At 45.3% G+C, this 24,191-nt stretch carries 19 protein-coding genes; all 19 read left to right on the forward strand.

Going from position 1 to position 24,191, the window contains the following annotated elements; translation table 11 throughout:
* Window positions 1–55: 55 nt before the first annotated feature.
* The 19 genes from T515_RS10465 (at window position 56) to T515_RS10555 (ending at window position 24,188) form a co-directional block, all read left to right on the forward strand.
* The gene (locus T515_RS10465; RefSeq protein ID WP_036610764.1) at window positions 56–796 is read left to right on the forward strand and encodes a L,D-transpeptidase family protein; all 741 of its coding nucleotides are present in this window, start codon (window positions 56–58) and stop codon (window positions 794–796) included.
* Between the two features lie 30 nt (window positions 797–826).
* The gene (locus tag T515_RS10470; protein WP_036610766.1) at window positions 827–2,746 is read left to right on the forward strand and encodes an EAL domain-containing protein; all 1,920 of its coding nucleotides are present in this window, start codon (window positions 827–829) and stop codon (window positions 2,744–2,746) included.
* The gene (locus tag T515_RS10475) at window positions 2,733–3,599 is read left to right on the forward strand and encodes a patatin-like phospholipase family protein (protein WP_036610769.1); all 867 of its coding nucleotides are present in this window, start codon (window positions 2,733–2,735) and stop codon (window positions 3,597–3,599) included. The genes T515_RS10470 and T515_RS10475 overlap by 14 nt, the downstream gene beginning before the upstream one ends.
* Window positions 3,596–4,588, forward strand: a complete 993-nt coding sequence (locus T515_RS10480) for a tRNA dihydrouridine synthase (protein ID WP_036610771.1) — start codon at window positions 3,596–3,598, stop codon at window positions 4,586–4,588. The genes T515_RS10475 and T515_RS10480 overlap by 4 nt, the downstream gene beginning before the upstream one ends.
* Before the next feature lie 24 nt (window positions 4,589–4,612).
* On the forward strand, window positions 4,613–5,629 hold the full coding sequence (fliB, locus tag T515_RS16685; RefSeq protein ID WP_051671646.1) for a flagellin lysine-N-methylase: 1,017 nt from the start codon (window positions 4,613–4,615) through the stop codon (window positions 5,627–5,629).
* 105 nt (window positions 5,630–5,734) lie between these two features.
* Window positions 5,735–6,349: a DUF4367 domain-containing protein gene (locus tag T515_RS10490; protein WP_036610773.1), complete on the forward strand. Its 615-nt coding sequence runs from the start codon at window positions 5,735–5,737 to the stop codon at window positions 6,347–6,349.
* Between the two features lie 6 nt (window positions 6,350–6,355).
* Window positions 6,356–7,483, forward strand: coding sequence for a 16S rRNA (cytosine(1402)-N(4))-methyltransferase RsmH (rsmH, locus tag T515_RS10495; RefSeq protein ID WP_081832777.1), 1,128 nt, complete (start codon window positions 6,356–6,358; stop codon window positions 7,481–7,483).
* A gap of 77 nt (window positions 7,484–7,560) precedes the next feature.
* Entirely contained in the window at window positions 7,561–8,955 is a 1,395-nt protein-coding gene (locus T515_RS10500; RefSeq protein WP_036610776.1) for an MATE family efflux transporter, read from the forward strand.
* Between the two features lie 173 nt (window positions 8,956–9,128).
* The gene (locus T515_RS10505; RefSeq protein ID WP_036610779.1) at window positions 9,129–10,613 is read left to right on the forward strand and encodes a DUF1846 domain-containing protein; all 1,485 of its coding nucleotides are present in this window, start codon (window positions 9,129–9,131) and stop codon (window positions 10,611–10,613) included.
* A gap of 295 nt (window positions 10,614–10,908) precedes the next feature.
* Complete coding sequence (pyrH, locus tag T515_RS10510; protein WP_036610780.1) at window positions 10,909–11,613, forward strand: UMP kinase; 705 nt, start codon at window positions 10,909–10,911, stop codon at window positions 11,611–11,613.
* Between the two features lie 103 nt (window positions 11,614–11,716).
* Complete coding sequence (gene frr / locus T515_RS10515; protein WP_036610781.1) at window positions 11,717–12,271, forward strand: ribosome recycling factor; 555 nt, start codon at window positions 11,717–11,719, stop codon at window positions 12,269–12,271.
* A 1-nt stretch (window position 12,272) separates the two neighbouring features.
* Window positions 12,273–13,025, forward strand: a complete 753-nt coding sequence (locus T515_RS10520; RefSeq protein ID WP_036610784.1) for an isoprenyl transferase — start codon at window positions 12,273–12,275, stop codon at window positions 13,023–13,025.
* Window positions 13,026–13,157: 132 nt separating this feature from the next.
* Entirely contained in the window at window positions 13,158–14,012 is an 855-nt protein-coding gene (locus T515_RS10525; RefSeq protein WP_242839364.1) for a phosphatidate cytidylyltransferase, read from the forward strand.
* 26 nt (window positions 14,013–14,038) lie between these two features.
* Entirely contained in the window at window positions 14,039–15,196 is a 1,158-nt protein-coding gene (locus T515_RS10530) for a 1-deoxy-D-xylulose-5-phosphate reductoisomerase (protein WP_036610787.1), read from the forward strand.
* A 16-nt stretch (window positions 15,197–15,212) separates the two neighbouring features.
* Window positions 15,213–16,403, forward strand: coding sequence for a M50 family metallopeptidase (locus T515_RS10535; protein WP_036610789.1), 1,191 nt, complete (start codon window positions 15,213–15,215; stop codon window positions 16,401–16,403).
* Window positions 16,404–16,406: 3 nt separating this feature from the next.
* Window positions 16,407–17,468, forward strand: coding sequence for a flavodoxin-dependent (E)-4-hydroxy-3-methylbut-2-enyl-diphosphate synthase (gene ispG / locus T515_RS10540; RefSeq protein WP_036610793.1), 1,062 nt, complete (start codon window positions 16,407–16,409; stop codon window positions 17,466–17,468).
* A gap of 127 nt (window positions 17,469–17,595) precedes the next feature.
* The gene (locus T515_RS10545) at window positions 17,596–22,182 is read left to right on the forward strand and encodes a PolC-type DNA polymerase III (protein ID WP_036610795.1); all 4,587 of its coding nucleotides are present in this window, start codon (window positions 17,596–17,598) and stop codon (window positions 22,180–22,182) included.
* Window positions 22,183–22,300: 118 nt separating this feature from the next.
* Window positions 22,301–23,398: a prephenate dehydrogenase gene (locus T515_RS10550; RefSeq protein ID WP_036610797.1), complete on the forward strand. Its 1,098-nt coding sequence runs from the start codon at window positions 22,301–22,303 to the stop codon at window positions 23,396–23,398.
* A 436-nt stretch (window positions 23,399–23,834) separates the two neighbouring features.
* Window positions 23,835–24,188 (forward strand): hypothetical protein, encoded by a 354-nt coding sequence (locus tag T515_RS10555; RefSeq protein ID WP_036610804.1) that lies wholly within the window; start codon window positions 23,835–23,837, stop codon window positions 24,186–24,188.
* Window positions 24,189–24,191: the final 3 nt, after the last annotated feature.

The following is a 24,191-nucleotide window of genomic DNA, read 5'->3' on the forward strand; positions in this document are numbered from 1 at the left end:
ATCCGTCCGAATATATGTTAAGATATAAGTGAATCTGTAATTTGAAAGGATCACTATGAAACATTTTAAATCATCACTACATATTATCATTATGGCCCTGACCCTTGCTCTTTGCAGCGCTTTTTCCGCATTTGCGGAATTCGGACCGGGGGCAGACATCCAGAGAGTGGTCATCAACTCTGATGTCAAGGCCGACAAGGTCTCAGACCCCATAGCTGAAAAGCTCGGGAAGACCATGACGGCTCAACTCACAGATCAGATCATTCTTGTCAACGATCACAATCTGACTCTCTGGAACAGACAGTCTGACGGAAGCTGGATCAAGGATATGGATGTCTACTGTGGTTACGGACGTAATGGCCTCAAAGCTTATACAGAAAGAAAAGAAGGAGACCAGACCACACCTGTAGGTTCATTTCCCATACTTCACGCCTTTGGCTTCGGTTCCAATCCGGGAACAGCCATGACATGGAGAGAGATAACCGAAAACTCCTATTGGTCAGGGGAAAAGTCCACCTACAACACATGGGTGGAAAGTGCAACACCTGTAGGCGGTGAACACTTAAGCGAATACACTATCTGTTACAAATACGCCATGGCAATCGGCTTCAATATAAACCCGACCGTTTACAAGCGAGGTTCTGCGATCTTCCTTCACTGCAAGAATCCTGCAGAATGGGGCTCTGCCGGCTGCGTATCGGTTACAGAAGACAATATGCTTACACTTCTTAAAAAGTGTCATGACGGATGCTATATCATGATAGTACCTAATGAGGACTATATTTCAAATTTCTGATGACATATCAGTTAGCGGGGGTTTTCGATTATGAGTTGGAAACTCGATTATGAAATCGTATCTTTGGCCATGACAGTAATTCTGTTCATGGCCTACCGCCCTGAGAAGTATCTTCCGCTTCGAAGGAACCGGTTTTTTTACCTCACTATAGCCTGCGAAATCTCAGTTATTGTATTTGATATAATAGCTTCTGTTACTACGGCTAATTTCGGGAATTATCCTTTGTGGTTTCTTTACAGCGAAAACATCGTTTATTTCCTGCTGCTGTCTCTGGAATATTATCTTTTCTTTAACTACACTATTTCCATTTCCAAACACTCACTGCTCAGTTCAACAAAACGCAAGGTGATCATCTCCATACCCCTTATACTCATAAGTATCCTGATCATCTCCACGCCTTTTACAAATGCCCTGTTCGAAGTAACAAGGGCAACAGGCTATCAAAGGCAATGGGCATACTACTACATACTGGTTCCGTACCTGTATTTCTATATCATTTTATCTGTAATATACCTGTCATATTTTCACAGAGAGATCATTCCGGAACAGATGATAGCTGTTCTTTGTTCTTATGCTCTTTTTATTCTGGGAACCTTTCTTCAGGCCTCGGTTTTTCAGGGAACACTTCTGATAAGCTGTTTCGCAGCCTTTGGACTGTTGATAGTGTACATGTCACTCCAGAATCCGGAGTATTATCTCAGCGTAAAGGCCTCCTGCTTTAACTCAAAAGCTTTCAGGGATCTGACAACGGATTATTCCGAAACAAACCGGTCCTTCTCGGTTTTCAGTTTTTCCATCGATCATTATCCCATTCTGCTCAATGCTTACGGCGAAGAGACTATGAATGATATACTTCATCAGATAGTTCTGCTGCTTAAGTCAAACTATAAAAATGCTTTGATATTCTACCTTGAGGATGGTGTTTTTTCATTCATCGACCCTGATGATGTGGATCCCGATAATGCGACGGACCTTTTGAAAAACCGCTTCGAACATTCATGGTCAACATCCATAGGTGAACTTCGTCTGAATGCATATTTTACATATTTGCCCAGGGACCTGTGCAACTATAAATCACCGAATCTGATCTCCATAATAAGAAACTCTTTGATTTTAGCGGCAATGCACAACGAAACCCGCTATGAGATCATAGAGGCGGAGATTTTCGAAAAGCAGCAAAAGGACAACGAAATACATCAGGCGCTTCAGCGGGCGGTGGACAGGAACTCCATACAGATGCATTATCAGCCGATTTATGATACAAAGAGTCATAAGATCGTATCTGCAGAGGCCCTGGCCAGACTTCATGATGACAAGCTTGGAAATATACCTCCTGACGAATTTATAGTCACTGCCGAACAGGACGGTTCCATCATAAAACTGGGAAATCAGATCTTCATAAAGACCCTTTCCTTCATGAGAGACCATAAGAAGGATTTAAAAGACATAAAATATATGGAAATCAATCTGTCTCCGGTCCAGTTCACCAATCTGAACTTTGCCGAGGATTTCATTGATCTGGCTTTTGAAAACAGGGTTGAACTCAACAATGTAAATCTTGAAATCACGGAAACCGCCACCTCTGATATCTCCATACTGAAAAAACAGATGAAGATTCTATACAACATGGGTGTAAGATTTTCTCTGGATGACTATGGAACAGGATTCTCCAATCTGACACTTATCCTTCAGCTTCCTCTGGAAATCATAAAGATCGACAAAAGTCTGGTCTGGGCCTACTTTGACGGTTCAAACCTCATGCTTAAAAATATCGTAAAGATGTTCAAGGAACAGAATTATAAGATACTGTGCGAAGGAATCGAAACTAAAGAAATGGTAGATGAACTTACGGAAATGGGCGTAGATCACCTTCAGGGCTTTTATTTCTCCAAACCTTTACCGGAGGCGGAATTTATCAACTTTATAAAGGAGTTTAATGGAAACAACTGAGAAGAAAACAGGACTTATATGTGAGGGAGGCGCCATGCGGGGACTTTTCACCGCCGGCGTCCTGGATATACTTCTGGAAAATGATATAAGCTTCGATGGCATGGTGGGAGTTTCCGCCGGTGCAACTTTCGGCTGTAACTTTAAATCGAAACAGATCGGCCGTACCGTCAGATACAATCTTGAGTATGCGGGTGACAAACGTTACGGAAGCTTCGAATCCTTCATAAAGTCAGGGGATCTCTATGATACGGAGTTTTGCTACCATACTTTGCCGAATGAACTGTTCCCTTTTGATTGGGACACATTCCTCAGTAATCCTATGAAATTCTATCTCGTAGCCACAGACGTAAACACAGGAAAACCTGTTTATCATGAAATGAAAAAACGGGGTGACAACGAACTTGAATGGCTGCGGGCAAGTGCCTCCATGCCTCTTGTTTCCAAGCCTGTTTCCGTCGACGGATACGAGCTTCTGGACGGTGGAATTTCAAACTCCGTTCCTCTCGAGTTTTTCGAGCATATAGGCTATAACCGGAATGTAGTCATTCTTACTCAGGATGCAAGTTACGTTAAAAGTGCACTTCCGGCTGGATTTTTAACTAAATTATTACTAAAAAAACAGCCGGCCATCTATACAGCCATGTCCAGGCGACATATAATGTACAATGCTCAAATTGACTATATAAAAAAGAAAGAAGCGGCCGGTGAAGTTTTCGTCATCCGTCCTCCCGAGCCTTTGGGCATAAAAAGGGTGGAGCATGACCGAAATGAGCTGGAGAGGGTATACAAGCTTGGAAGATCCACAGCTCTTTCCCTTCTTTCCGAATTAAAGGATTATTTAAATAAAAAATGAAATTTTGTTTTGCACCAATGGAAGGCATTACCGGATATCCGTTCCGTAATGCCTTCCAACAATGTTTTCCGGGGATAGACCGTTTCTATACCCCTTTTTTGTCTGCCAATGATACTTTTTCCTTTACAACGAGGGAGATAAGGGACACCGCCCCCGAAAACAACCGGGTTCCGGATCTGGTTCCGCAGATAATCACCAACAATGCGGAAATGTTCGTATGGGCCATAGAAGAGATGATAAGTCTGGGTTACAGGGAAGTGAATCTCAATGTGGGATGTCCCTCAGGCACGGTTGTTGCCAAGGGAAAGGGCTCAGGAATGCTGAGATATCCTGACAGACTTGATGAATTTTTTGAAGAGAGCTTTGAACTTCTTCAGAAAAAGGGGATAAATTACCTCTCAGATTCTTCCGAAGCATCTGCCGCTTCTCCTTCTGTCAGAATCTCAGTTAAAACAAGAATAGGGCTTCATGATACTTCCGAAGCCGAAGACATCATCACCATTTATAATCGCTATCCCATAAGCGAAGTCATCGTTCACGGAAGGGTTCAGAAAGAATTTTACCGGGGCGAAATACATCTTGATGTTTTCGGAAATTTTGTTGAAGCATGTAAGCATCATTTGGTGTATAACGGAGATATATACAGTAAAGAGGATTTTGAAAAAATAGTCAGACTATTCCCCGGAATAGATACCGTGATGATAGGCCGTGGTCTTTTGATGAATCCGTCTCTTGTCCGGGAGATAAACGGCGGCGAAAGAGCCACACTTCCGGAGATAAAGCATTTTCATGAAACACTTATAGATAACTATATTCCCGAAATGGGCAGTGATAAAAACCTTTTATTTAAGGTAAAGGAATACTGGAACTGGCTCAGCAAGTCTTTTTCCGGCTCCGAAAGATATATGAAAGACATAAGAAAAGCAAAGAGCCTTGCCGAATACAGAGCCGCAGTAAGAAATCTCATGGCTAACTGCGACCTTGTATAACGGTCCATGCTATGGAGATAATAAATGATACTTGAATACCCTGAATACTTTGAACGTTTCCGCTGTATAGGCGGAGCCTGCCCCGACACCTGCTGCGCCGGCTGGGAGGTAGACGTCGACCCTGATTCGGCAGAATATTATAAATCCGTTACCGGGGAATTCGGCGAAAGGTTGCGCAAACATATATGCGAAGATGAGGGGGAGTGCTATTTCCCTCTGACCGAAAAGCGTCGATGTCCATTTCTGAACGACAAAAACCTTTGTGATATATACTCCAATATCGGCGAAGAAAGTCTTTGCCAGACCTGCACAGAGTATCCGCGCTATTTTATGGATATCGGAAACTATGAACAGATGGATATGAGCTTAAGCTGTATGGAGCTTGGCCGTATTTTCTATACGGAAACGGATAAAATCACTTATATCCGTTCAGAAAATGACGTTGAGGGAGAAGTGCTTTCCCCGGAGGAACAGGGAACCCTCATAGAGGTTCTGGCTCTGAGAAATCAGTGCATCTCGGTTATGCAGGACAGTACCGACAGTTTTCCGCAAAAGATGGATACTGTACGTGCACTTGTATCAGAAGCTCAGGGAGAAGATCCTTCTTTGAAGGACAGCACGAGAGCCTTCCTGAAAGAGGACTTTAACGACCTTAGTCTGCTCCTTTCATCCATGGATTCCATAAGTCCGGAATGGACAGAAAAACTCGACTTTTACAGGAAACTCGCCGGTTCACCTGAAGAGCTTTCAAAAATGGAGACATTTGCAGCGGATAATGCTGACCACCTGGACCTTTGGATGTCAAAAACCGCGGTTTACTTCATATTCAGATATTTTATAGACACCTGCATAGACGGAGACATAGAGCATGAACTCTGTCTATTGCACCGAAGCCTTACCCTGATACAATTCATGCTGTTTGCAGAGTGGCTCATAAAGGGAAGTGTTGATGTCTCAGATATGATATACGTTTCCCATCTCTTCTCCAAGCAGGTAGAACATGATGACGGTAACGTAGCTAAAATCAAGAACCTGTGTTAGACTTCAGGAAAGACATCCTGTTCCCTAAGGTCCCGGCTGTGTGATTCAGGCGGCCTTGCTTTTTAAGTATTATGTAGTGTTATCTGTAATGTTGGGAGGCACTGTATGTTCATATCAATCAGGAAAAGTACATATCTTATATTATTATCCATGACGCTTATCATGATCACATCCTGCGGACAGCGTAAGATGCCTCATGAAACGGTATCATCCGAGGATCTTGCACAACAGATCATCACCGGTCTTGCGGAGGGATTCAAAAGCGGAGAGATAGATGTAACAACCAGGGAGAAGAAACTCATATCAAACCTTATAGATTACGCTTTGGAAAATCCGGAATCCACCATGCTGTCCCTTACACAGGCTGTGGAAAGGGCCGGTTTCAGCGCCACATTCCCGGAATCTCTTTCCGGTGTTAAACCATATTTCAATGCCGTTGCCGACTCTCTTATTGAAGCCTCATACAAAACCGAAGACGGTAACGATATAGTCATCCGAAAAAGCAACGACAGTGATTCTCTTTCCCATGTAGCAGGCATCGCCATGGAAAACAAAACCAAAATAACCCAAAAAATCGGTGACAAAGAAGTCAGTATCGTTCTGGATCAGGGCAAGATATATGATGCCCTTTGGAAGGATGGAGAAAATGCCTACTCTATCTATTCTCAGAGCGGAATTGATGAAGAAACATTAAAATCACTTATCAAAACGGTAAAATAATATACTATGACAGATAAAACAACCAAAGAAATCAATCAGATCAGTGTATCTGATACTCCGACAGAAATAAGCAGTTCCGAAGACAGCAGGGAGACTCCCGCTGTACACAAGAGAAGAAAACGCTACAGCGGAAAGTATCCCCGTAAATTCGAGGACAAGTACAAGGAACACCAGCCGGAAAAGTACAAGGATGACATTGAAAAGATCATCTCTAAGGGAAAGACTCCTGCCGGTATGCATATTCCCATTATGGTTGCGGAGATTCTGGATGTTCTTAAGATACAGCCCGGAGAAACAGGTATGGACGCCACTCTCGGATACGGCGGTCACAGTGAGAAAATGCTGGAGAAGCTGGAGGGTCGGGGCCATCTCTATGCAACGGATGTGGACCCTATCGAATCTGTAAAGACAGAGAAACGTCTCAGGGATAAGGGCTACGGCGAAGACATTTTCACCATAAAGCATACCAATTTCCGAAATGTTGATACTGTTGCAGATTACGGAGAAAAGTTCGACTTCGTTCTTGCGGATCTCGGGGTTTCTTCCATGCAGATAGACAATCCTTCCCGGGGATTCAGCTACAAAACCGAGGGGCCTTTGGATCTTCGTCTGAATCCGGAAAGCGGAAAGAGTGCGGCAGAACGTCTCAGAGAGCTGGATTATGATGCCATGGTCAATATCTTTGTCGAAAACTCCGACGAACCTTACGCAGAGAAAATCGCAAAGGAGATAGTCAGGGCATATCATAAGGGCGCAAAGATCGAAACCACAGGAGAGCTTCGTGAAATCATAAATAAAGCCCTTTCTTTCCTTCCTGAAAAGGAAAGGCCCGAAGCACAGAAAAAGTCCTGTATGAGAGTTTTTCAGGCACTCCGTATAGAAGTGAACAGCGAATTCGAGGTTCTGTACGATTTCCTGAGCAAGGTGCCTGAATGTATGAACTCCGGCGGAAGAATAGCGGTTCTCACATTCCACAGCGGAGAGGACCGTCTGGTGAAGCAGTTCTTCAAGGAAATGAAACGTTCCGGCATATACAGTGAGATTTCACGGGATGTCATCCGTCCGGGCAGGGAAGAGTGTTTTATCAACCCCCGTGCCCACTCCACAAAACTACGTTGGGCGATAAAAGCCTGATATACATATTTTAGACTGACATGGGACCATTCAGAGCATCAGGCTGCAATGGTCCTTATATCAGTTAGGTGCGTTACATGAAAAACAATAGACCCGATATCAACGACCAGAAAAACGCTGTTTCTGAAACAGCACCTGTTTACAATACAATCACCCAGGGTGTGATGTGGAAGTCTCTGATCTTTTATGTCATGCCTTTAATTATGGGCACCTTTTTCCAGCAGCTCTACAACACAGTGGATGCTGTTGTGGTGGGAAGATTTGTAGGAAAGGAGGCCCTTTCTGCAGTAGGCGGTACCGCAGCCATCCTTGTCAATGTCTTCGTGGGCTTCTTTGTGGGGGTATCCTCAGGTGCAGGGGTGGTGGTAGCACAGTATTTCGGCGCCAAGGACGAAGAAGATGTGCATAAATCGGTACATACAGCCATCATGCTTTCCATCGTAAGCGGTATAATTCTCACCTTCATCGGTTTTTTCATGATGCCGGTATTCACTGTATGGATGAAAACACCGGAGGATGTCCTTTCCCTCACCATAACCTACCTCCGTATATATGCCCTCGGCATGATCCCGAATCTTATATACAATATGGGCTCAGGCATACTTCGCGCAGTGGGTGATTCCAAACGTCCTCTGTATTTCCTTATAGTATCCTGCGTCACCAACATCCTTCTTGATATAGTTTTCGTATTGAAACTTGACCTTGGGGTTGTGGGAGTTGCCATAGCCACAGTTCTTTGCCAGATCATAAGCGCGGTTCTTGTGATCATAACACTTTCGGGGGTAAAAGAGAGCTACAGACTCATCCCGTCAAAACTTGGTTTTAAAAAGCGCCAGCTCATGCGTATATTGTCAATAGGAATTCCGGCAGGTGTGCAGTCTCTTATGTACTCCCTGTCCAATGTTTTCATCCAGACAGCCATAAACGAATTCGGCACGGATGCTGTCGCGGCCTGGGCAGCCTATGCAAAGATAGACGCTCTCTACTGGATGGTCATAAGCTCCTTCGGAATAGGCGTCACCACCTTCGTTGGCCAGAATTACGGAGCCCGAATTTACAAGCGTGTCCGTGAATGTGTACGTCAGAGCGCAGTCATCATGGGAATCATTACCATCGCATTTTCCGTGATATTCTATCGCTACGGAGCTCTTGCCTTCAACCTGTTCACCACTGATGAGAACGTAATGAAAGTCGGAGAAGTGATGCTTCATTACCTTACGCCTTTCTATATAACCTATACTGCCATTGAGCTTTTCTCAGGATCACTCCGGGGAATGGGCGACAGTCTCAGGCCAATGCTTATATCAGTGCTTGGCATTTGCGTTCTCCGTATCTCCTGGATAATGATAGCTGTTCCCATCTGGCACAGAATAGAAACCATCGAGGCCAGCTATCCCCTTACATGGATAACCACTTCAATAATGTTTATGATCTATTATTTTTGGTACATAAACAAACGACATATAAGATGAAGTAATCTAAAGTTGACATCTAATATAAGTAAAACTATACTTTTTTAGATTATGCATGAAACATACAGACATACATTGCTGCCACCGGTCCGGGACCGGTGGCAGCAGAGCGGCTGTGAGCGGTTCATGGGAATCCCTAAGGATTCCTTCGATTTTTAAGGGAGTACACATATATGTTTAAAAAAGGTTTTGACAATGACAAGTATCTGAAGATGCAATCTGAGCATATCAGAGAGCGTATTTCAAAGTTCGGAGGCAAATTGTATCTTGAATTCGGAGGCAAGCTTTTCGATGATTATCACGCATCAAGAGTTCTGCCCGGATTCCAGCCTGACAGTAAGATCCGCATGCTCACTCAGTTAAAAGAGGATGTTGAGATCGTTGTCGTTATCAATGCCGGTGATATAGAAAAAAACAAGGTAAGAGGAGACCTGGGCATCACCTATGATATGGATGTTCTTCGTCTCATCGACGCTTTCAGAAGCTACGGTCTTTTCGTAGGTTCTGTAGTACTCACAAGATTCGACGGCCAGGAAAGTGCCATTGCATACCAGAAGAAGCTTGAAAGCCTCGGAGTAAAGGTATATCGTCATTATCCTATCCAGGGATATCCGGGAAACCTTCCTCTCATCATCAGCGACGAGGGCTTCGGAAAGAACGAATACATCCAGACCACCCATTCCCTTGTTGTAGTTACCGCTCCTGGTCCCGGATCAGGAAAGATGGCTGTATGTCTTTCACAGCTCTACCAGGAGAACAAGCATGGTGTAAAGGCAGGATATGCGAAATTCGAGACATTCCCAATCTGGAATATACCTCTTAAACATCCTGTAAACCTTGCTTACGAGGCCGCCACTGCAGACCTTAACGATGTAAACATGATCGACCCTTACCATCTGGAGGCCTACGGCAAGACAACTGTAAACTATAACCGCGACGTAGAGGTATTCCCTGTGCTCAATGCCATGTTCCAGCGCATCTACGGTGAGTCTCCTTACAAGTCACCTACAGACATGGGCGTAAACATGGCAGGCTACGGTATCGTGGATGATGATAACTGCTGCTATGCATCACGTCAGGAGATCATCCGCCGCTACTACACAGCCCTTTGCGATCACAGAAAAGGTGACGGTTCACAGCAGGTTATCGATAAGATACAGCTTCTTATGGAGCAGGCCAATATCTCTCCGGATGACAGACCTGTCATCGCTGCCGCAAAGCAGAAGGCCGAGCTCACAGGGGAGCCTGCTGCCGCAATAGAGCTTTCAGACGGAACAGTAGTAACAGGAAAGACCTCAACTCTTCTTGGTGCATGTTCGGCTATGCTTTTAAATGCCCTCAAGGTTCTCGGAGGCATCGAAGACTCAGTGAACCTCATTTCGAGAGAGATCATCGAGCCTATACAGCACCTGAAAACAGAGCATCTTGGCAATCATAACCCCCGCCTTCATACTGACGAGATACTTATCGCTCTTACCATATGTGCCACAACAGATGACAATGCCGAGAAGGCCATGCAGCAGCTTGAGAAGCTTAAGGGATGTGAAGTACACAGCTCGGTTATCATTTCAGAAGTAGATGCCCGTACTTTCAAGAAACTGGGTGTTAATGTTACCTGCGAGCCTCAGTACCAGACATCAAAGCTTTTCCACAACTGATGCTTTTTTAGTGGTTCACGGGTGACTGAAACCGGTTATCTTATATATTTTATATTCTTTTAGTTATCAAAAAGCCCCGCAGCACTTTCTGCTGCCGGGCTTTTCTGTATATTGGCACCAACAGTCAGGATGTCCCGCTGTGCCGGTGTTGCCCCTGTGATTTTAATATGCTAGAATATTTTTTAATGTAGGTGCTGTTACAGTTGCCGACTTATAATCTAAATCATTATGATAGTGTGAAGGATTTCCTTCATGACTATATGCCGCATTTCAGCGGCAGAACGGAGAATTATTTATGTCAGATAAGCGCAGAGTTATGCTGAAGCTTTCCGGTGAGGCACTTGCCGGCGAAAAGCACTTCGGTTTTGACGATGACACCATAAGAGAAGTAGCTCAGGAAGTTAAATCTGCTGTAGACGAAGGTGTGGAAATCGCCATCGTTATAGGCGGGGGAAATTTCTGGAGAGGACGCCAGTCCGAGGCAGTGGACAGATATAAGGCAGATCAGGTGGGAATCCTCGCTACAGTCATGAACTGTATCTATGTCTCAGAGATATTCCGCACCCAGGGTATGAAGACCATGGTCATGTCATCAATAGAGATTGGAGATATGGCAGAACTTTTCAATAAAGATAAGGCTATTAAGGCTATGGCAGAGGGAACTGTTGTATTCTGTGCAGGAGGAACCGGACATCCTTACTTCTCAACCGATACAGGCGTTGTACTTCGCGCGGTTGAGCTTGAATGCGCTGAGATCCTTCTTGCAAAGGCAATAGACGGAGTTTACGATTCAGATCCTAAGATAAATCCTGATGCAAAGAAGTATGATACTCTTTCCATTCAGGAAGTAGTTGACAAGCGTCTCGGAGTCATCGACCTTGCAGCTTCTGTTATCTGCATGGAGAACCACATGCCTCTCGCAATTTTCTCACTTAATGAGAAGCACGGCATTTCAAATGCATTAAAGGGTCAGATCACCGGAACCAGAGTGACTGCCTAAGGGTTAAGCATTATATTAATATACCTGTCATTCCCGCAAAATACGGGCTCACAGAGTTTTTCAACCAGGACATTACCCTTAAACGGGTTTAGGAGGAATAATTATGGATGATCAATTTACTATCTACATCGAAAAGATGCACAAGACTCACGACAATCTCATGTCAGAGCTCGCTACCATTCGTGCAGGCCGTGCGAACCCCCATGTTCTTGACCGTATCATGGTAGATTACTACGGAACACCTACACCTATTCAGCAGGTTGGTAACGTTTCCGTTCCTGAGGCACGTCTTATTCAGATCCAGCCATGGGACAAGACATTACTGAAGGAGATCGAGAAGGCTATCAATATGTCAGAGCTCGGCATCAACCCTACAAACGACGGTACAGTTATCCGCCTTGTATTCCCTGAGCTCACTGAGGAGAGACGTAAGGAGCTCACAAAGGACGTTAAGAAGAAGGGCGAGGAAGCCAAGATTGCCATCCGTAATATCCGCCGTGATGCCATGGACCTTGCCAAGAAGCTTGAGAAGTCTTCAGAGATGACAGAGGATGACCTTACACGTGCAACAAAGGATATTCAGGAGCTCACAGACCATATGTGTGAGAAGATTGACAAGTCTGTTGAAGCCAAGAACAAGGAACTCATGACAGTCTGATATGGAAAATGTTAATGATATTATAGATAACGAAGGACGCTCTATTCCTGACCACATTGCCATCATTCTTGATGGCAACGGAAGATGGGCACAGCGCAGGGGACTTCCGAGAGCCATGGGACACAAACAGGGCTGTGAAACCCTCGAAACCATTATCGGTGACTGTGCAAAGCTCGGCGTAAAGTACCTCACGGTATACGGATTTTCCACCGAAAACTGGAAGCGATCCGAAGAAGAGGTCGGAGCCCTCATGAAGCTTTTCCGTTTTTATATGGTAAAGCTTGTTAAGGTTGCCAATGAGCACAATGTGCGCCTTCGTATGATTGGTGAAAAAAGCAGATTTGCCCCCGATATCCAGGAAGGTATAACCAGACTGGAAAACGAAACCAGGGACAATACCGGAATGACATTTGTCTTTGCTGTGAACTACGGTTCAAGAGACGAAATAGTCAGAGCCATAAGAAAGTATACTATAGAGGCTCTCAAATCCGGAAAATCAGAAGAAGAGATCGAAGCTCTTACCGAGCAGGAATTTGCCGGCTATCTCGATACTGCAGGTATGCCTGATCCGGATCTCGTTATACGAACCTCCGGGGAATTCCGTATTTCCAATTATCTTCTCTGGCAGAGCGCATACACAGAGTACTATATCACGCCTGTACTTTGGCCTGATTTCAACAAGGCAGAACTGCTTAAGGCCATTGACGATTTCAACGGCCGTGAACGTCGTTTCGGCGGCAGATTAAAAAAATAATTTTTGGCACAGGCTTCTTTCACACAGGAAAAGAAGCCTGTCTTTAGTATGAAAAAATATAGCAGAAGACGGTGCATGTCACTCACGTAATATTATGTATTGTATTTCTGCCAATGAAAGTTTAGAGATAACATGGATGAAAATTTGAAAAAAGATCATAATGAGAAAAAAATGAGCTCCTTCATCACACGTCTCATCAGCGGAATCATACTGGTTCTTTGTGCCGTGGTGATAGTTCCTTTGGGTGGACTTCCTCTTTTTCTTCTCACATTCATCATTTCCATGATAGGGCTTTTTGAGCTCTACAGAGTATTCGGGATCGAAAAACGCTCCCTGGGACTGGTGGGCTACTTAACAACCATATCCTACTATGTGATAGTCTGGTTCAACAAAAACGAATATTTCACTCTTATGGTGGTCTTAAGCCTTATGGCTCTTATGGCTTTTTACGTGATTTCATATCCCACCTATAAGATATCAGCAGTGGCAAAGGCCTTCATGTCTGTGTGCTATGCCGGTATCATGATGAGCTACCTGTATCAGACAAGAGCCATGCCCGACGGAGCTTATCTGGTCTGGCTTATTTTCCTTGCCAGCTGGGGTTCGGATACCTGCGCCTACTGTGCCGGAATGCTCTTCGGTAAACATAAGATGACCCCTATCCTCAGTCCTAAAAAGACCATTGAGGGTGCTGTGGGCGGAATACTTGGAGCCGCACTTTTAGGTTTCGTATACGCCACCATATTCAGGAACCGTTTCGCCTTTATCCTGAATCCGGGAGCCACCTGTGCCATAGCCTGCGGCATAGGCGCTCTTATTTCCATGGTGGGTGATCTGACAGCTTCAGGAATTAAAAGAGATTATTCGGTTAAGGATTACGGAACTCTGATTCCGGGCCACGGAGGAATCATGGACAGATTTGATTCTCTGATCTTCACCGCCCCGGCAGTGTTCTTTGCCTTATCCTTCTTCAATATATCATCTTAATTAAAGTGAAATGGAGTTCTATAATAATGAGAAATTTAGTCATACTCGGATCCACCGGTTCCATCGGTACACAGACCATCGATGTCATCAAGGACGATCCTGAAATAAAAGTCACCGGTCTTGCCGTTTACGGCTCTGTAGATAAGCTTAAGGAGCAGGTGGAAAAGCTTCATCCCGAAGCAGTTTGTATCTACGACGAGAAAAAGGCAGAGGCATTTAAAGCCTTCGGCCTTCCGGTAAAAGTCCTTTCCGGTATGGATGGTCTCATAGAGATCGCCACCATGGATAGCTGTGATGAGGTGGTTGTTTCCGTAGTGGGAATGATAGGTACCAGACCTACCATTGCTGCTCTTAAGGCAAAGAAGAGAGTTGCTCTTGCCAACAAAGAAACTCTTGTATGTGCAGGACATATCATCATGCCTCTGGCTTCGGAGTGCGGTATAGAGATAAAACCCATTGATTCCGAGCACAGCGCCATATGGCAGTCACTTACGGGAGAACCTCATAACCGTATAGAAAAGATTCTGCTTACTGCTTCAGGAGGTCCTTTCAGAGGAAAGAAGCGAGAAGAACTCCGGGGCAAGACCAAGGAGGATGCTCTGAAGCATCCAAACTGGGCAATGGGCAGAAAGATAACCATAGATTCCTCCACCATGGTCAACAAAGGTCTCGAGGTACTGGAAGCTCACTGGCTCTTTGATGTTCCCGTGGACATGATAAAGGTGGTTGTCCAGCCTCAGTCCATCGTTCACTCAGCTGTTCAGTATGTTGACGGTTCCGTTAAGGCACAGCTTGGTCTTCCTGATATGAGAATTCCTATAGAATATGCGCTTTATGCCCCTGACCGTCATCCCCTTCCTGAGGACAGAAGACTTGATCTTGCAGAACTTGCAAAACTTACATTCGAGGATCCCGATATGGAGACCTTCAAGGGTCTCGCCCTTGGTTATCGTGCAGGAAGATTAGGTGGCTCCATGCCTACTGTCTATAATGCTGCAAATGAAGAAGCCGTTGCCATGTTCCTGGAAGACCGCATAGATTTTCTTGAGATAGCGGATGTTATTGAGGAAGCCATGGACGCACACGAGAAAGACATTATCCCGTCACCTACCCTTGAAGAGATTCTCTCCATCGAGGAGTGGGCGAGAAACTATGTAAAGACCAACTCAAAGATCGTACGATAAGAATAGGAGATGTGATTTGAGTATAATCGTAGCCATACTTGGATTAAGTTTTTTAATATTCTTTCATGAGCTTGGACACTTTCTGGCAGCCAAAATCTGCCATGTCGGTGTCCTTGAGTTTTCAATCGGAATGGGCCCACGATTAGTGAGCCGTGTATGGAAAAACACCCGTTATTCCCTGAAGCTGCTTCCCATAGGCGGAAGCTGTGCCATGCTTGGGGAAGATTCCGCAGGCTCCGGCGATTTCTCTACTGCTGAAGGAAAGGAGCTTTCCGAGCTTGAGGGGGACCCCCTTATAGATTATGACGGCGTCCGCTTCCGTAAATCAGAAATAGAGAAATATAATTTTCAGAACAAACCAGCCCATCAAAGATTCTTTATCTGTATAGCCGGTGTTCTGAACAACTTTATCCTCGCCGCAATCCTTGCGGGAATCATCGTTTTTTTCTGCGGCTATGACAATTTGTACGTATCCGTTCCTTCTGAGGGAAACATCGCATCGGAAAACGGATTTGAGGACGGAGATATTTTCAGATCCATAGGTTTCCATGATAAAGGCCAGTCCTTCACCCCGGGTTACAGGGATCTTTTTATATGGAGTTATGTTAATAACGAGTATTTCGATGACTCCACAATCCTAGATGCGGTTGTCATAAGAAACGGCGAGAAAAAGACCATCAGCTTTAAGCCTCATTTTGATGAAGCATCACAGAAGTATATGCTGGGAATTAGTTTCTACGGAGGAAGATTTGCCGCCGGGAATCTTTATGAGTTTTTAACAGATACATTTTACGAAGTAAGATATAATGTAAACATTGTCATCCAGAGCCTCGGACTCATCGCGAGAGGCAGGGTTCAGCGGAATGAGGTCATGGGACCTGTGGGAACCGTCACTGTCATGGGAAACACCGTGGAGCGCTCAACCAAATATGGTTTTTTCAATGCTTTCCTGGTGCTTCTGGAGCTTCTCGTCATGATCTCCTCAAACCTCGGAATCATGAACCTGCTGCCCATACCTGCACTGGATGGCGGAAGGCTTATATTTATTACTTTCGAGATGCTTTCAAGAAGAAAGCTTGACCCTTCCATCGAAGACCGCATAAACCAGGCCTGGATGGTGGCACTGCTTGTGCTCATGGCACTTATTATGTCAAATGACATATGGAATATATTCTCAGGCGCCTACGCGTCTGTACTTGGAGGTTAAAAATTGTTACCAAGAGAAAATACAAAGGTTGTTTCCATCGGAAACGTTAAGATCGGCGGTGAAAATCCCATCGCCATCCAGTCTATGTGCAATACAAAGACCGAGGATGTAAAGGCCACAGTGGAGCAGATTCTGAGACTTGAAAAGGCTGGCTGCCAGATTATCCGCTGTACGGTTCCTACCGCTGAAGCCGCAAAGGCTTTTAAGGAGATAAAGTCACAGATCCATATCCCTCTTGTTGCGGATATCCATTTCGACTACAAGATGGCCATAGCTGCCATAGAGAACGGAGCTGATAAGATCCGTATCAATCCGGGAAACATCGGTTCAAACGAAAAAATCCAGGCTGTTGTGGACTGTGCAAAGGAGCACGGTGTCCCTATCCGCGTTGGTGTCAACTCAGGTTCTCTTGAGAAGGATCTCATAGAGAAATACGGCGGACATGTTACAGCAGAAGGCATAGTGGATTCCGCTCTTGACAAGGTAGCCCTCATAGAAAGCATGGGCTATGACAATCTGGTGATTTCCATCAAGTCTTCAGACGTACTTATGTGTGCAAAGGCTCATGAGCTTATAGCTCCGAAGACCAGACACCCACTTCATGTAGGTATCACCGAATCCGGTACCGCATGGTCAGGAAATATCAAGTCCTCCATCGGTCTCGGTATCATCCTCGGTCAGGGAATCGGAAACACCATCAGAGTTTCATTAAGCGCCGATCCTGTTGAGGAAATCAAGTCGGCAAAGCTCATTCTCCGTACCCTCGGTTTAAGAAAGGGCGGCATAGAAGTTGTTTCATGCCCGACCTGCGGAAGAACCAACATTGACCTTATCTCTCTTGCAAACGAGGTTCAGACTCTTGTGGAAGAGTACGATGATAAGAAGAACCTGAAGGTGGCTGTTATGGGCTGCGTGGTCAACGGACCGGGAGAGGCCAGGGAAGCCGACATCGGAATCGCCGGCGGAAAGGGAGAGGGTCTCCTGATCAAAAAGGGCGAGATCATCCGAAAGGTTCCTGAAGCAGAGCTTCTCAGCACACTGAGAGAAGAAATTGCAAAAATGTAATTACAGCGGAACAATATGAATTATGATTTCGTGCTTGCACGAAAAGCATAATTCATATTAACCATTCAATTTTAGAGAGGGGATGTACCGCAGAGACCGCGGAATGCGAGGGCGGTACGCCAAAAAAATGAAGAAATTTTTTGAAGTATTTGACTCCCTTGAGCTCGATTCGGAGCTTGAGGGTCTGTTTCGTGACACATTCGTCACCCGTGTCACTATCACAAAGGACCGGAAGCTTATCCATATATATATTCTCAGTCCTCATCTCATCGATAAAAGCGTCATTTTTCGCCTTGAACAGATCATAAAAACAAAGATCTTCGGCAAAAAGCAGATCACTGTAAAGATCTCCGAGCGCTTCCACTTAAGTTCCCAGTACAATGCCAGAACTCTTTATGACATGTACAAGGACAGCATCCTCATTGAACTCAAGAACTACAATATCATACTCTACAATATGATGACAAAGGGCAGAATCTCATGGCATGACGATGATACCCTTGAGCTTACTGTACCCAATTCCCACCTCTATCAGGAGGCCGGCAAGGAGCTTCTCCATGTTATGAAGCGCCTTTTTGAGGATCGCTGCTCCATAGAGTTTAATCTGAATATGCTCTATGAGGAGAAAAAGCGTGAGGCTGTTCCCGAACTTGACAGAAACTACATTCCGCCTGAGCTTAGAGGGGACACCGACGAATCAAGACGACAAAGATCCGAACTCAGAAAAACCGAAGGCTTCATGAATGCCTCCGGCAGAGACATTGCCGGAATGGATACACCCGATGGAAACAACAGTGATGCAGAGCGCGCTGCCCTTGAGGAACAGAATGCCCGTATGGCTGCGGACCTTGCAGGTATTAATGCAAACTCCCGGAACAACGATGCCTCCAAAAATACAGGAGCCTCCCAGCCTGCCAGAACAGGCAGCCGTTTCGGCGGAGAAACCGGTCAGTACCAGAGGAAGAAACGAGCCTTCAAGATGTCTGAAAACGCAGAGGTTCTCTACGGCAAATACTTCGAAGGCGAAACAGTCCCTCTCAAGGATATCGATGCGGGCTCCGGCAATATCATCATCGCCGGAAACATTTTCCTCGTACACGATCCTGTTCATACAAAGACAGGAAAGAATATCGTGAAGTTCGATATCACAGACTACACAGATTCCATCACCTGCAAGATCTTCGTTGAAGACGATGATATGGAGCAGGCCAACGAGTTCATCAAGCCAGGAACAGGCCTCATGATAAAGGGCTCCGTTTCCTTCGATACCTTCGACAAGCAGGTGGAAATGAGCTTCATCGACGGAATCCTGAAGCACGATATAAACCGTGCTAAGAGAACCGATAACTCACCGGAAAAGCGTGTTGAGCTTCACCTCCATACAAAGATGTCCGATATGGACGCAGTCTCTGACGTTACAGATTACATAAATACAGCCATTTCTTTCGGTATGAAGGCCATGGCCATCACGGATCATGGTGTGGTCCAGGCCTTCCCTGACGCCAACCTGCACCTTAAAAAGATTGGTCACGATAAGGATTTTAAGCTTATCTACGGCTGCGAAGGATATCTCGTTGATGATCAGGAAATCATTGTTCAGAACGAAAAGGGTCAGAATCTCGACGCAGAGACCGTTGTTTTCGATATCGAGACCACAGGCTTCAGTGCGGAAACCGACCATATCATAGAAATCGGTGCCGTAAAGCTCAGGAATAACGAAATAGTGGACCGTATGGACGTTTTCGTAAATCCGAAGGTGCCCATTCCATTCCGTATAACCCAGCTCACCTCCATCGATGACTCCATGGTCATAGGCGCAGACCCCATCGAAGTGGTTCTGCCAAAATTCCTTGAGTGGTGCGGGGATGCCGTGATTGTTGCCCACAACGCCTCCTTCGATACAGGCTTCATTGCGAAAAATGCCAAGCGCCTGGGTCTCCGCTATGATCCGACCATCATTGACACCGTGAGCCTGAGCCGTCTTCTCCTTCCGAAATTAAATCGTTTCAAGCTGGATACAGTAGCCAAGGAGCTCAATGTTTCCCTGGAACATCATCACAGAGCCGTGGATGATGCAGGCTGCACCGCAGAGATTTATATCAAGGAGATCGAGATGGTGAGACAGCGCGGCTGCACCAGACTTTCAGAGATAGATACTCTGGAGTTCGACCATGCTGCAAATGTCATGAAGCTGCCCACCTACCACATTATCCTGCTTGCAAAGAATGACATCGGACGTATAAACCTGTACCGCCTTATTTCCGAGAGCCACCTTAATTACTTCAAGTCATGGCCCCGTATACCGAAGTCTCTGCTGAGAGAACATCGTGAAGGCCTGATTATCGGAAGCGCCTGCATTAAGGGCGAGGTATTCCAGGGCATGCTTCGTGGTATGGATGAGACACAGCTCCTGAATACAGCCTCCTTCTATGACTATCTGGAGATACAGCCTCTCGGAAACAACAGTTTCATGCTTGGCTCTGAAAAATACCCCGCTTCCACAAGGCAGGATCTGATTGACTACAACCTGAAGATCATATCTCTGGCTGACCAGCTCGGTAAGCCTGTTTGCGCTACCTGTGATTCACATTATCTTAACGAGGATGATGACATATACAGAAAGATAATTCAGGCAGTCCGCGGATTTGATGAGGAGGAGAGTGATGCAAAGCTCTATTTCCGTTCCACAGAGGAAATGCTTCAGGAGTTCGATTATCTGGAGCCCCAGAAAGCAAAAGAGGTAGTCATTGACAATCCGAACATGATAGCGGACATGTGTGACCCCATAAAGCCGGTACGTCCCGACAAGTGTCCTCCCGTCATCGAAAACTCCGATGAAACACTTCGTGAGATCTGTTATGAGACTGCCCACAGAATGTACGGACCGAATCTGCCGAAGATCGTTTCAGACAGACTGGAAAAGGAGCTTAACTCAATCATTTCCAACGGATACTCCGTTATGTACATCATCGCCCAGAAGCTTGTAGACAAGTCAAACGAGGACGGTTATCTGGTTGGCTCCCGTGGTTCCGTAGGTTCATCCTTCGCAGCCACCATGTCCCATATCACAGAGGTTAATCCTCTGAGCCCACACTATGTCTGCCCGGACTGCTTCTGGTACGATTTTGACTCACCTGAAGTAAAGCAGTACTCAGGTATGGCAGGATGTGATATGCCGCCTAAAAAGTGTCCGAAGTGCGGAGCAGAGCTGAACCGCTGGGGCTATGATATCCCATTCGAGACCTTCCTTGGTTTTAAGGGAGACAAGGAGCCTGATATCGACCTTAACTTCTCGGGCGAATATCAGGCAAAGGCCCATGCCTACACCGGAGTCATCTTCGGCGAAGGCCACACCTTCAAGGCCGGAACCATCGGTACCCTGGCTGACAAGACTGCCTACGGAATGGTGAAGAAATACTATGAGGAGCGCGGCGTCGAAAAGCGTACCGCAGAGATCGACAGACTGGTTCAGGGCTGTGTAGGCATTCGCCGAACCACGGGACAGCACCCCGGCGGAATCGTCGTTCTTCCTCACGGTGAGGAGATCAACACCTTCACTCCGGTACAGCACCCCGCAAACGATATGGCGAGCCCTATCATAACCACCCACTTTGATTACCATAAGATCGACCATAACCTTCTGAAGCTTGATATCCTGGGTCACGACGATCCTACCATGATACGACGTCTTCAGGACCTCATCGGCATCGACCCGGTTAAGGATATCCCACTTGACTGTAAGGAGGTCATGAGCCTCTTCCAGTCAACGGAGGTTCTCGGCATTACCCCCGATGATATCCACGGCGTTAAGCTCGGCTGCCTCGGAATCCCGGAGTTCGGAACTTCCTTCGCCATGCAGATGGTTGAGGATACGAAGCCGAAGTACTTCTCCGACCTTATCAGGATTTCGGGTCTTTCACATGGTACGGACGTGTACCTGAACAATGCCCAGGACCTCATCAAGGATGGCATAACCACTCTGCAGCAGGCCATCTGCTGTCGAGATGATATCATGGTTTACCTTATGCATAAGGGCATGGATCCGGGAGAGTCCTTCAGTATCATGGAGGCCACCCGTAAACACAAGCCTCTTAAGGACAGCTGGTGTCAGGACATGCTGGATCACGACGTACCTCAGTGGTACATTGACGCATGTAAAAAGATCAAGTACATGTTCCCTAAGGCCCATGCCGCGGCTTACGTAATGATGGCCTGGCGAGTTGCCTGGTGTAAGGTGTTCCACCCCATCGAATACTACACCGCCTACTACAGTATCCGTGCCGACGGCTTCGACTATGACAAGATGTGCGGAGGCATCGATAATCTTCGTTACTACATCGATCAATACCTGAATATTCCGAAGCCCACCAACACGGAAGCAGTGTGTCTCCGTGACATGCGTATCTGTGAGGAAATGTATGCAAGAGGCATCGAATTTGCACCTCTTGACATTTATAAGGCAAAGGCCAAGGACTTCACCATCACCCCTGACAAAAAGATCATGCCGAGTTTCACCTCCATGGCAGGTCTCGGAGAGGCCGTTGCCCAGGGCATCGAGGATGGCGGTAAGAGCGGAGTCAAATATCTCAGTAAGGACGATTTCATTAACCGTACCCACTGTCCTAAGGGCTTCGTGGATAAGTTCAGTGAGCTTGGACTTCTTGGAGATATTCCGGAGTCGAATCAGATGAGCATTTTTGATTTTATGAGCTAAGAATTCGAATCCTCTTGCTCGTAAAACCCGCGTATATTTCATCAGATGTAGCTCTTGACTTTTACACTTAAACGCATTAAAGTGTGTAAGTGCTTAAAAATATTACGAGAAGAGGAAGATGATTATGAAGACAGCAGCATTTATAGGATTTGGCCTCATCGGAGGCTCCATTGCTAAGGGACTCAAGAAAAAAGATCCCACCATGCGTATCATGGCTTATGCAAGAAACAAGTCCAATCTTGAAGTAGCCCAGGAGGATGGGATCATCAATGTGGTTCTTGATACTCCGGACAGTGAGAGACTTTCAGAGGCAGACATAGTATTTCTTTGCGCACCTGTAGAGACCAATATTTCCTATATGGAGAGTATCAGTAAGCTTCTGAAAGATGGCGCAGTACTTACAGATGTAGGTTCTACCAAAACGACGGTTTGCAACAAAGCACTTGAGCTTGGCCTTCAGGACAAGTTCATTGGCGGACATCCTATGGCAGGTTCGGAACAGACCGGTTATAAGGCTGCAACAGATTATCTTTTCTCCAACGCTTACTATATCATCACACCAATTTCAGACCAGAATCCTAGACTTGTGGATACGCTTAGAGATGTGGCAACATCCCTTGGTGCTATCCCTATCATAGTACCTGCAGAGAGACATGACAGAGCAGTTGCTGCGGTTTCACATCTACCGCACATCATCGCAAGTTCACTGGTTAATATAGTAAAGGATTCTGACGACGAGTCACATCTTATGAAGACCATCGCAGCAGGCGGTTTCAGAGACATTACCCGTATCGCAAGCTCAAGCCCCGAGATGTGGGAGCAGATCTGTGACACAAACTCCGTTCCGCTTGTAACACTTCTCGACAGCTACATTGAATCCCTTCAGGATATCTCAACTTCACTAAAGAAGGAGGTATCGGACAAGAAGATTCTTCACATGTTTGAGAGTTCAAGAGCCTACAGAAATTCTATTGACTCCAAAAACAAGGGTGCTCTTACACCGGATTACAGCTTCTCCGTTGATATCGCGGATGAAGTCGGTGCCATTTCCACCATTTCAGTTATCCTTGCATCCAAGGGTATCTCCATAAAGAACATCGGCATTAACAATGCCCGTGACCACGGTGAAGGTGCCCTCCGTATATCCTTCTACGAAGAGGAGGCAAAAGAAAAGGCCCTTACCACACTTAAGAGATATATGTATGATATAAGGTGAGTACCGGATAAACCAACAGGATGTAATGCATCAGCACGCAGTACCATCTAACATCAATCTAAAAAGATTACTTTAAGGTAACTAATATTTATATTTCAAAATACATATAATATGTTTTTTATCAAAAAGCCCGAAACCATTTTCAACTGATGATGGTTTCGGGCTTTTTCACAACTATCTTTTGACGTTTTTATCTAAGTACCTGTGTTACTATGCCTATATGATACAGATTACTAATCCCTAGTGATTTTAGCTAAAAGTACATCATTTACGTTATTTGAGCCCATATTCTTATATTTGATAATCTGCTAAACGATAAATATATCGAAGCAGTTATACGACATTCCGTTGTCACAAGCAAACGAATGCTAATGCTACTATATTGGTATAACACCAACTGATAAATGCTTAAAAGCAACTAAAAAAGGAGAAATCATTGAAGATCATTATTCCGGATAAATACATTTCATATTTTAATAACAACAAATGTTATGTTCATCCCTCAACCAGACACTCTTTTGAATTACTAAACGAAGAAAACGACAAATTGTATATCGATAATATTCTTAAATCGAAAAGTCCGTTGGCTCGCAAATTCATAGAGAGTAAATATCAAATATGCCAAATAGAAAACAATAGTATCGAACTATCCGATGCAAAAATCACTCGCCATATCAGAGGTCTTACCGATGATGATAAAAATGATCCAAGTTTTGATTTCTCTACTGATGATAATGGCATAAAAAAACTGCGAGTAACATTTCCAAACAAAGATGATGAATTATTTTAATTA

The organism is Oribacterium sp. P6A1 (genome assembly GCF_000702885.1).
Taxonomy (GTDB): domain Bacteria; phylum Bacillota; class Clostridia; order Lachnospirales; family Lachnospiraceae; genus Oribacterium.

Excerpts from the sequence above, each read along its gene's own strand:
- T515_RS10550 (WP_036610797.1), top strand. The coding sequence starts at position 22,301 with ATGATTATGAAGACAGCAGCATTTATAGGATTTGGCCTCATCGGAGGC.
- T515_RS10505 (WP_036610779.1), top strand. The coding sequence starts at position 9,129 with ATGTTTAAAAAAGGTTTTGACAATGACAAGTATCTGAAGATGCAATCT.
- frr (WP_036610781.1), top strand. The coding sequence starts at position 11,717 with ATGGATGATCAATTTACTATCTACATCGAAAAGATGCACAAGACTCAC.
- T515_RS10525 (WP_242839364.1), top strand. The coding sequence starts at position 13,158 with ATGGATGAAAATTTGAAAAAAGATCATAATGAGAAAAAAATGAGCTCC.
- T515_RS10500 (WP_036610776.1), top strand. The coding sequence starts at position 7,561 with ATGAAAAACAATAGACCCGATATCAACGACCAGAAAAACGCTGTTTCT.
- T515_RS10530 (WP_036610787.1), top strand. The coding sequence starts at position 14,039 with ATGAGAAATTTAGTCATACTCGGATCCACCGGTTCCATCGGTACACAG.
- T515_RS10475 (WP_036610769.1), top strand. The coding sequence starts at position 2,733 with ATGGAAACAACTGAGAAGAAAACAGGACTTATATGTGAGGGAGGCGCC.
- pyrH (WP_036610780.1), top strand. The coding sequence starts at position 10,909 with ATGTCAGATAAGCGCAGAGTTATGCTGAAGCTTTCCGGTGAGGCACTT.
- rsmH (WP_081832777.1), top strand. The coding sequence starts at position 6,356 with ATGACAGATAAAACAACCAAAGAAATCAATCAGATCAGTGTATCTGAT.
- T515_RS10465 (WP_036610764.1), top strand. The coding sequence starts at position 56 with ATGAAACATTTTAAATCATCACTACATATTATCATTATGGCCCTGACC.
- T515_RS10480 (WP_036610771.1), top strand. The coding sequence starts at position 3,596 with ATGAAATTTTGTTTTGCACCAATGGAAGGCATTACCGGATATCCGTTC.
- T515_RS10470 (WP_036610766.1), top strand. The coding sequence starts at position 827 with ATGAGTTGGAAACTCGATTATGAAATCGTATCTTTGGCCATGACAGTA.
- fliB (WP_051671646.1), top strand. The coding sequence starts at position 4,613 with ATGATACTTGAATACCCTGAATACTTTGAACGTTTCCGCTGTATAGGC.
- T515_RS10520 (WP_036610784.1), top strand. The coding sequence starts at position 12,273 with ATGGAAAATGTTAATGATATTATAGATAACGAAGGACGCTCTATTCCT.
- T515_RS10545 (WP_036610795.1), top strand. The coding sequence starts at position 17,596 with ATGAAGAAATTTTTTGAAGTATTTGACTCCCTTGAGCTCGATTCGGAG.
- T515_RS10490 (WP_036610773.1), top strand. The coding sequence starts at position 5,735 with ATGTTCATATCAATCAGGAAAAGTACATATCTTATATTATTATCCATG.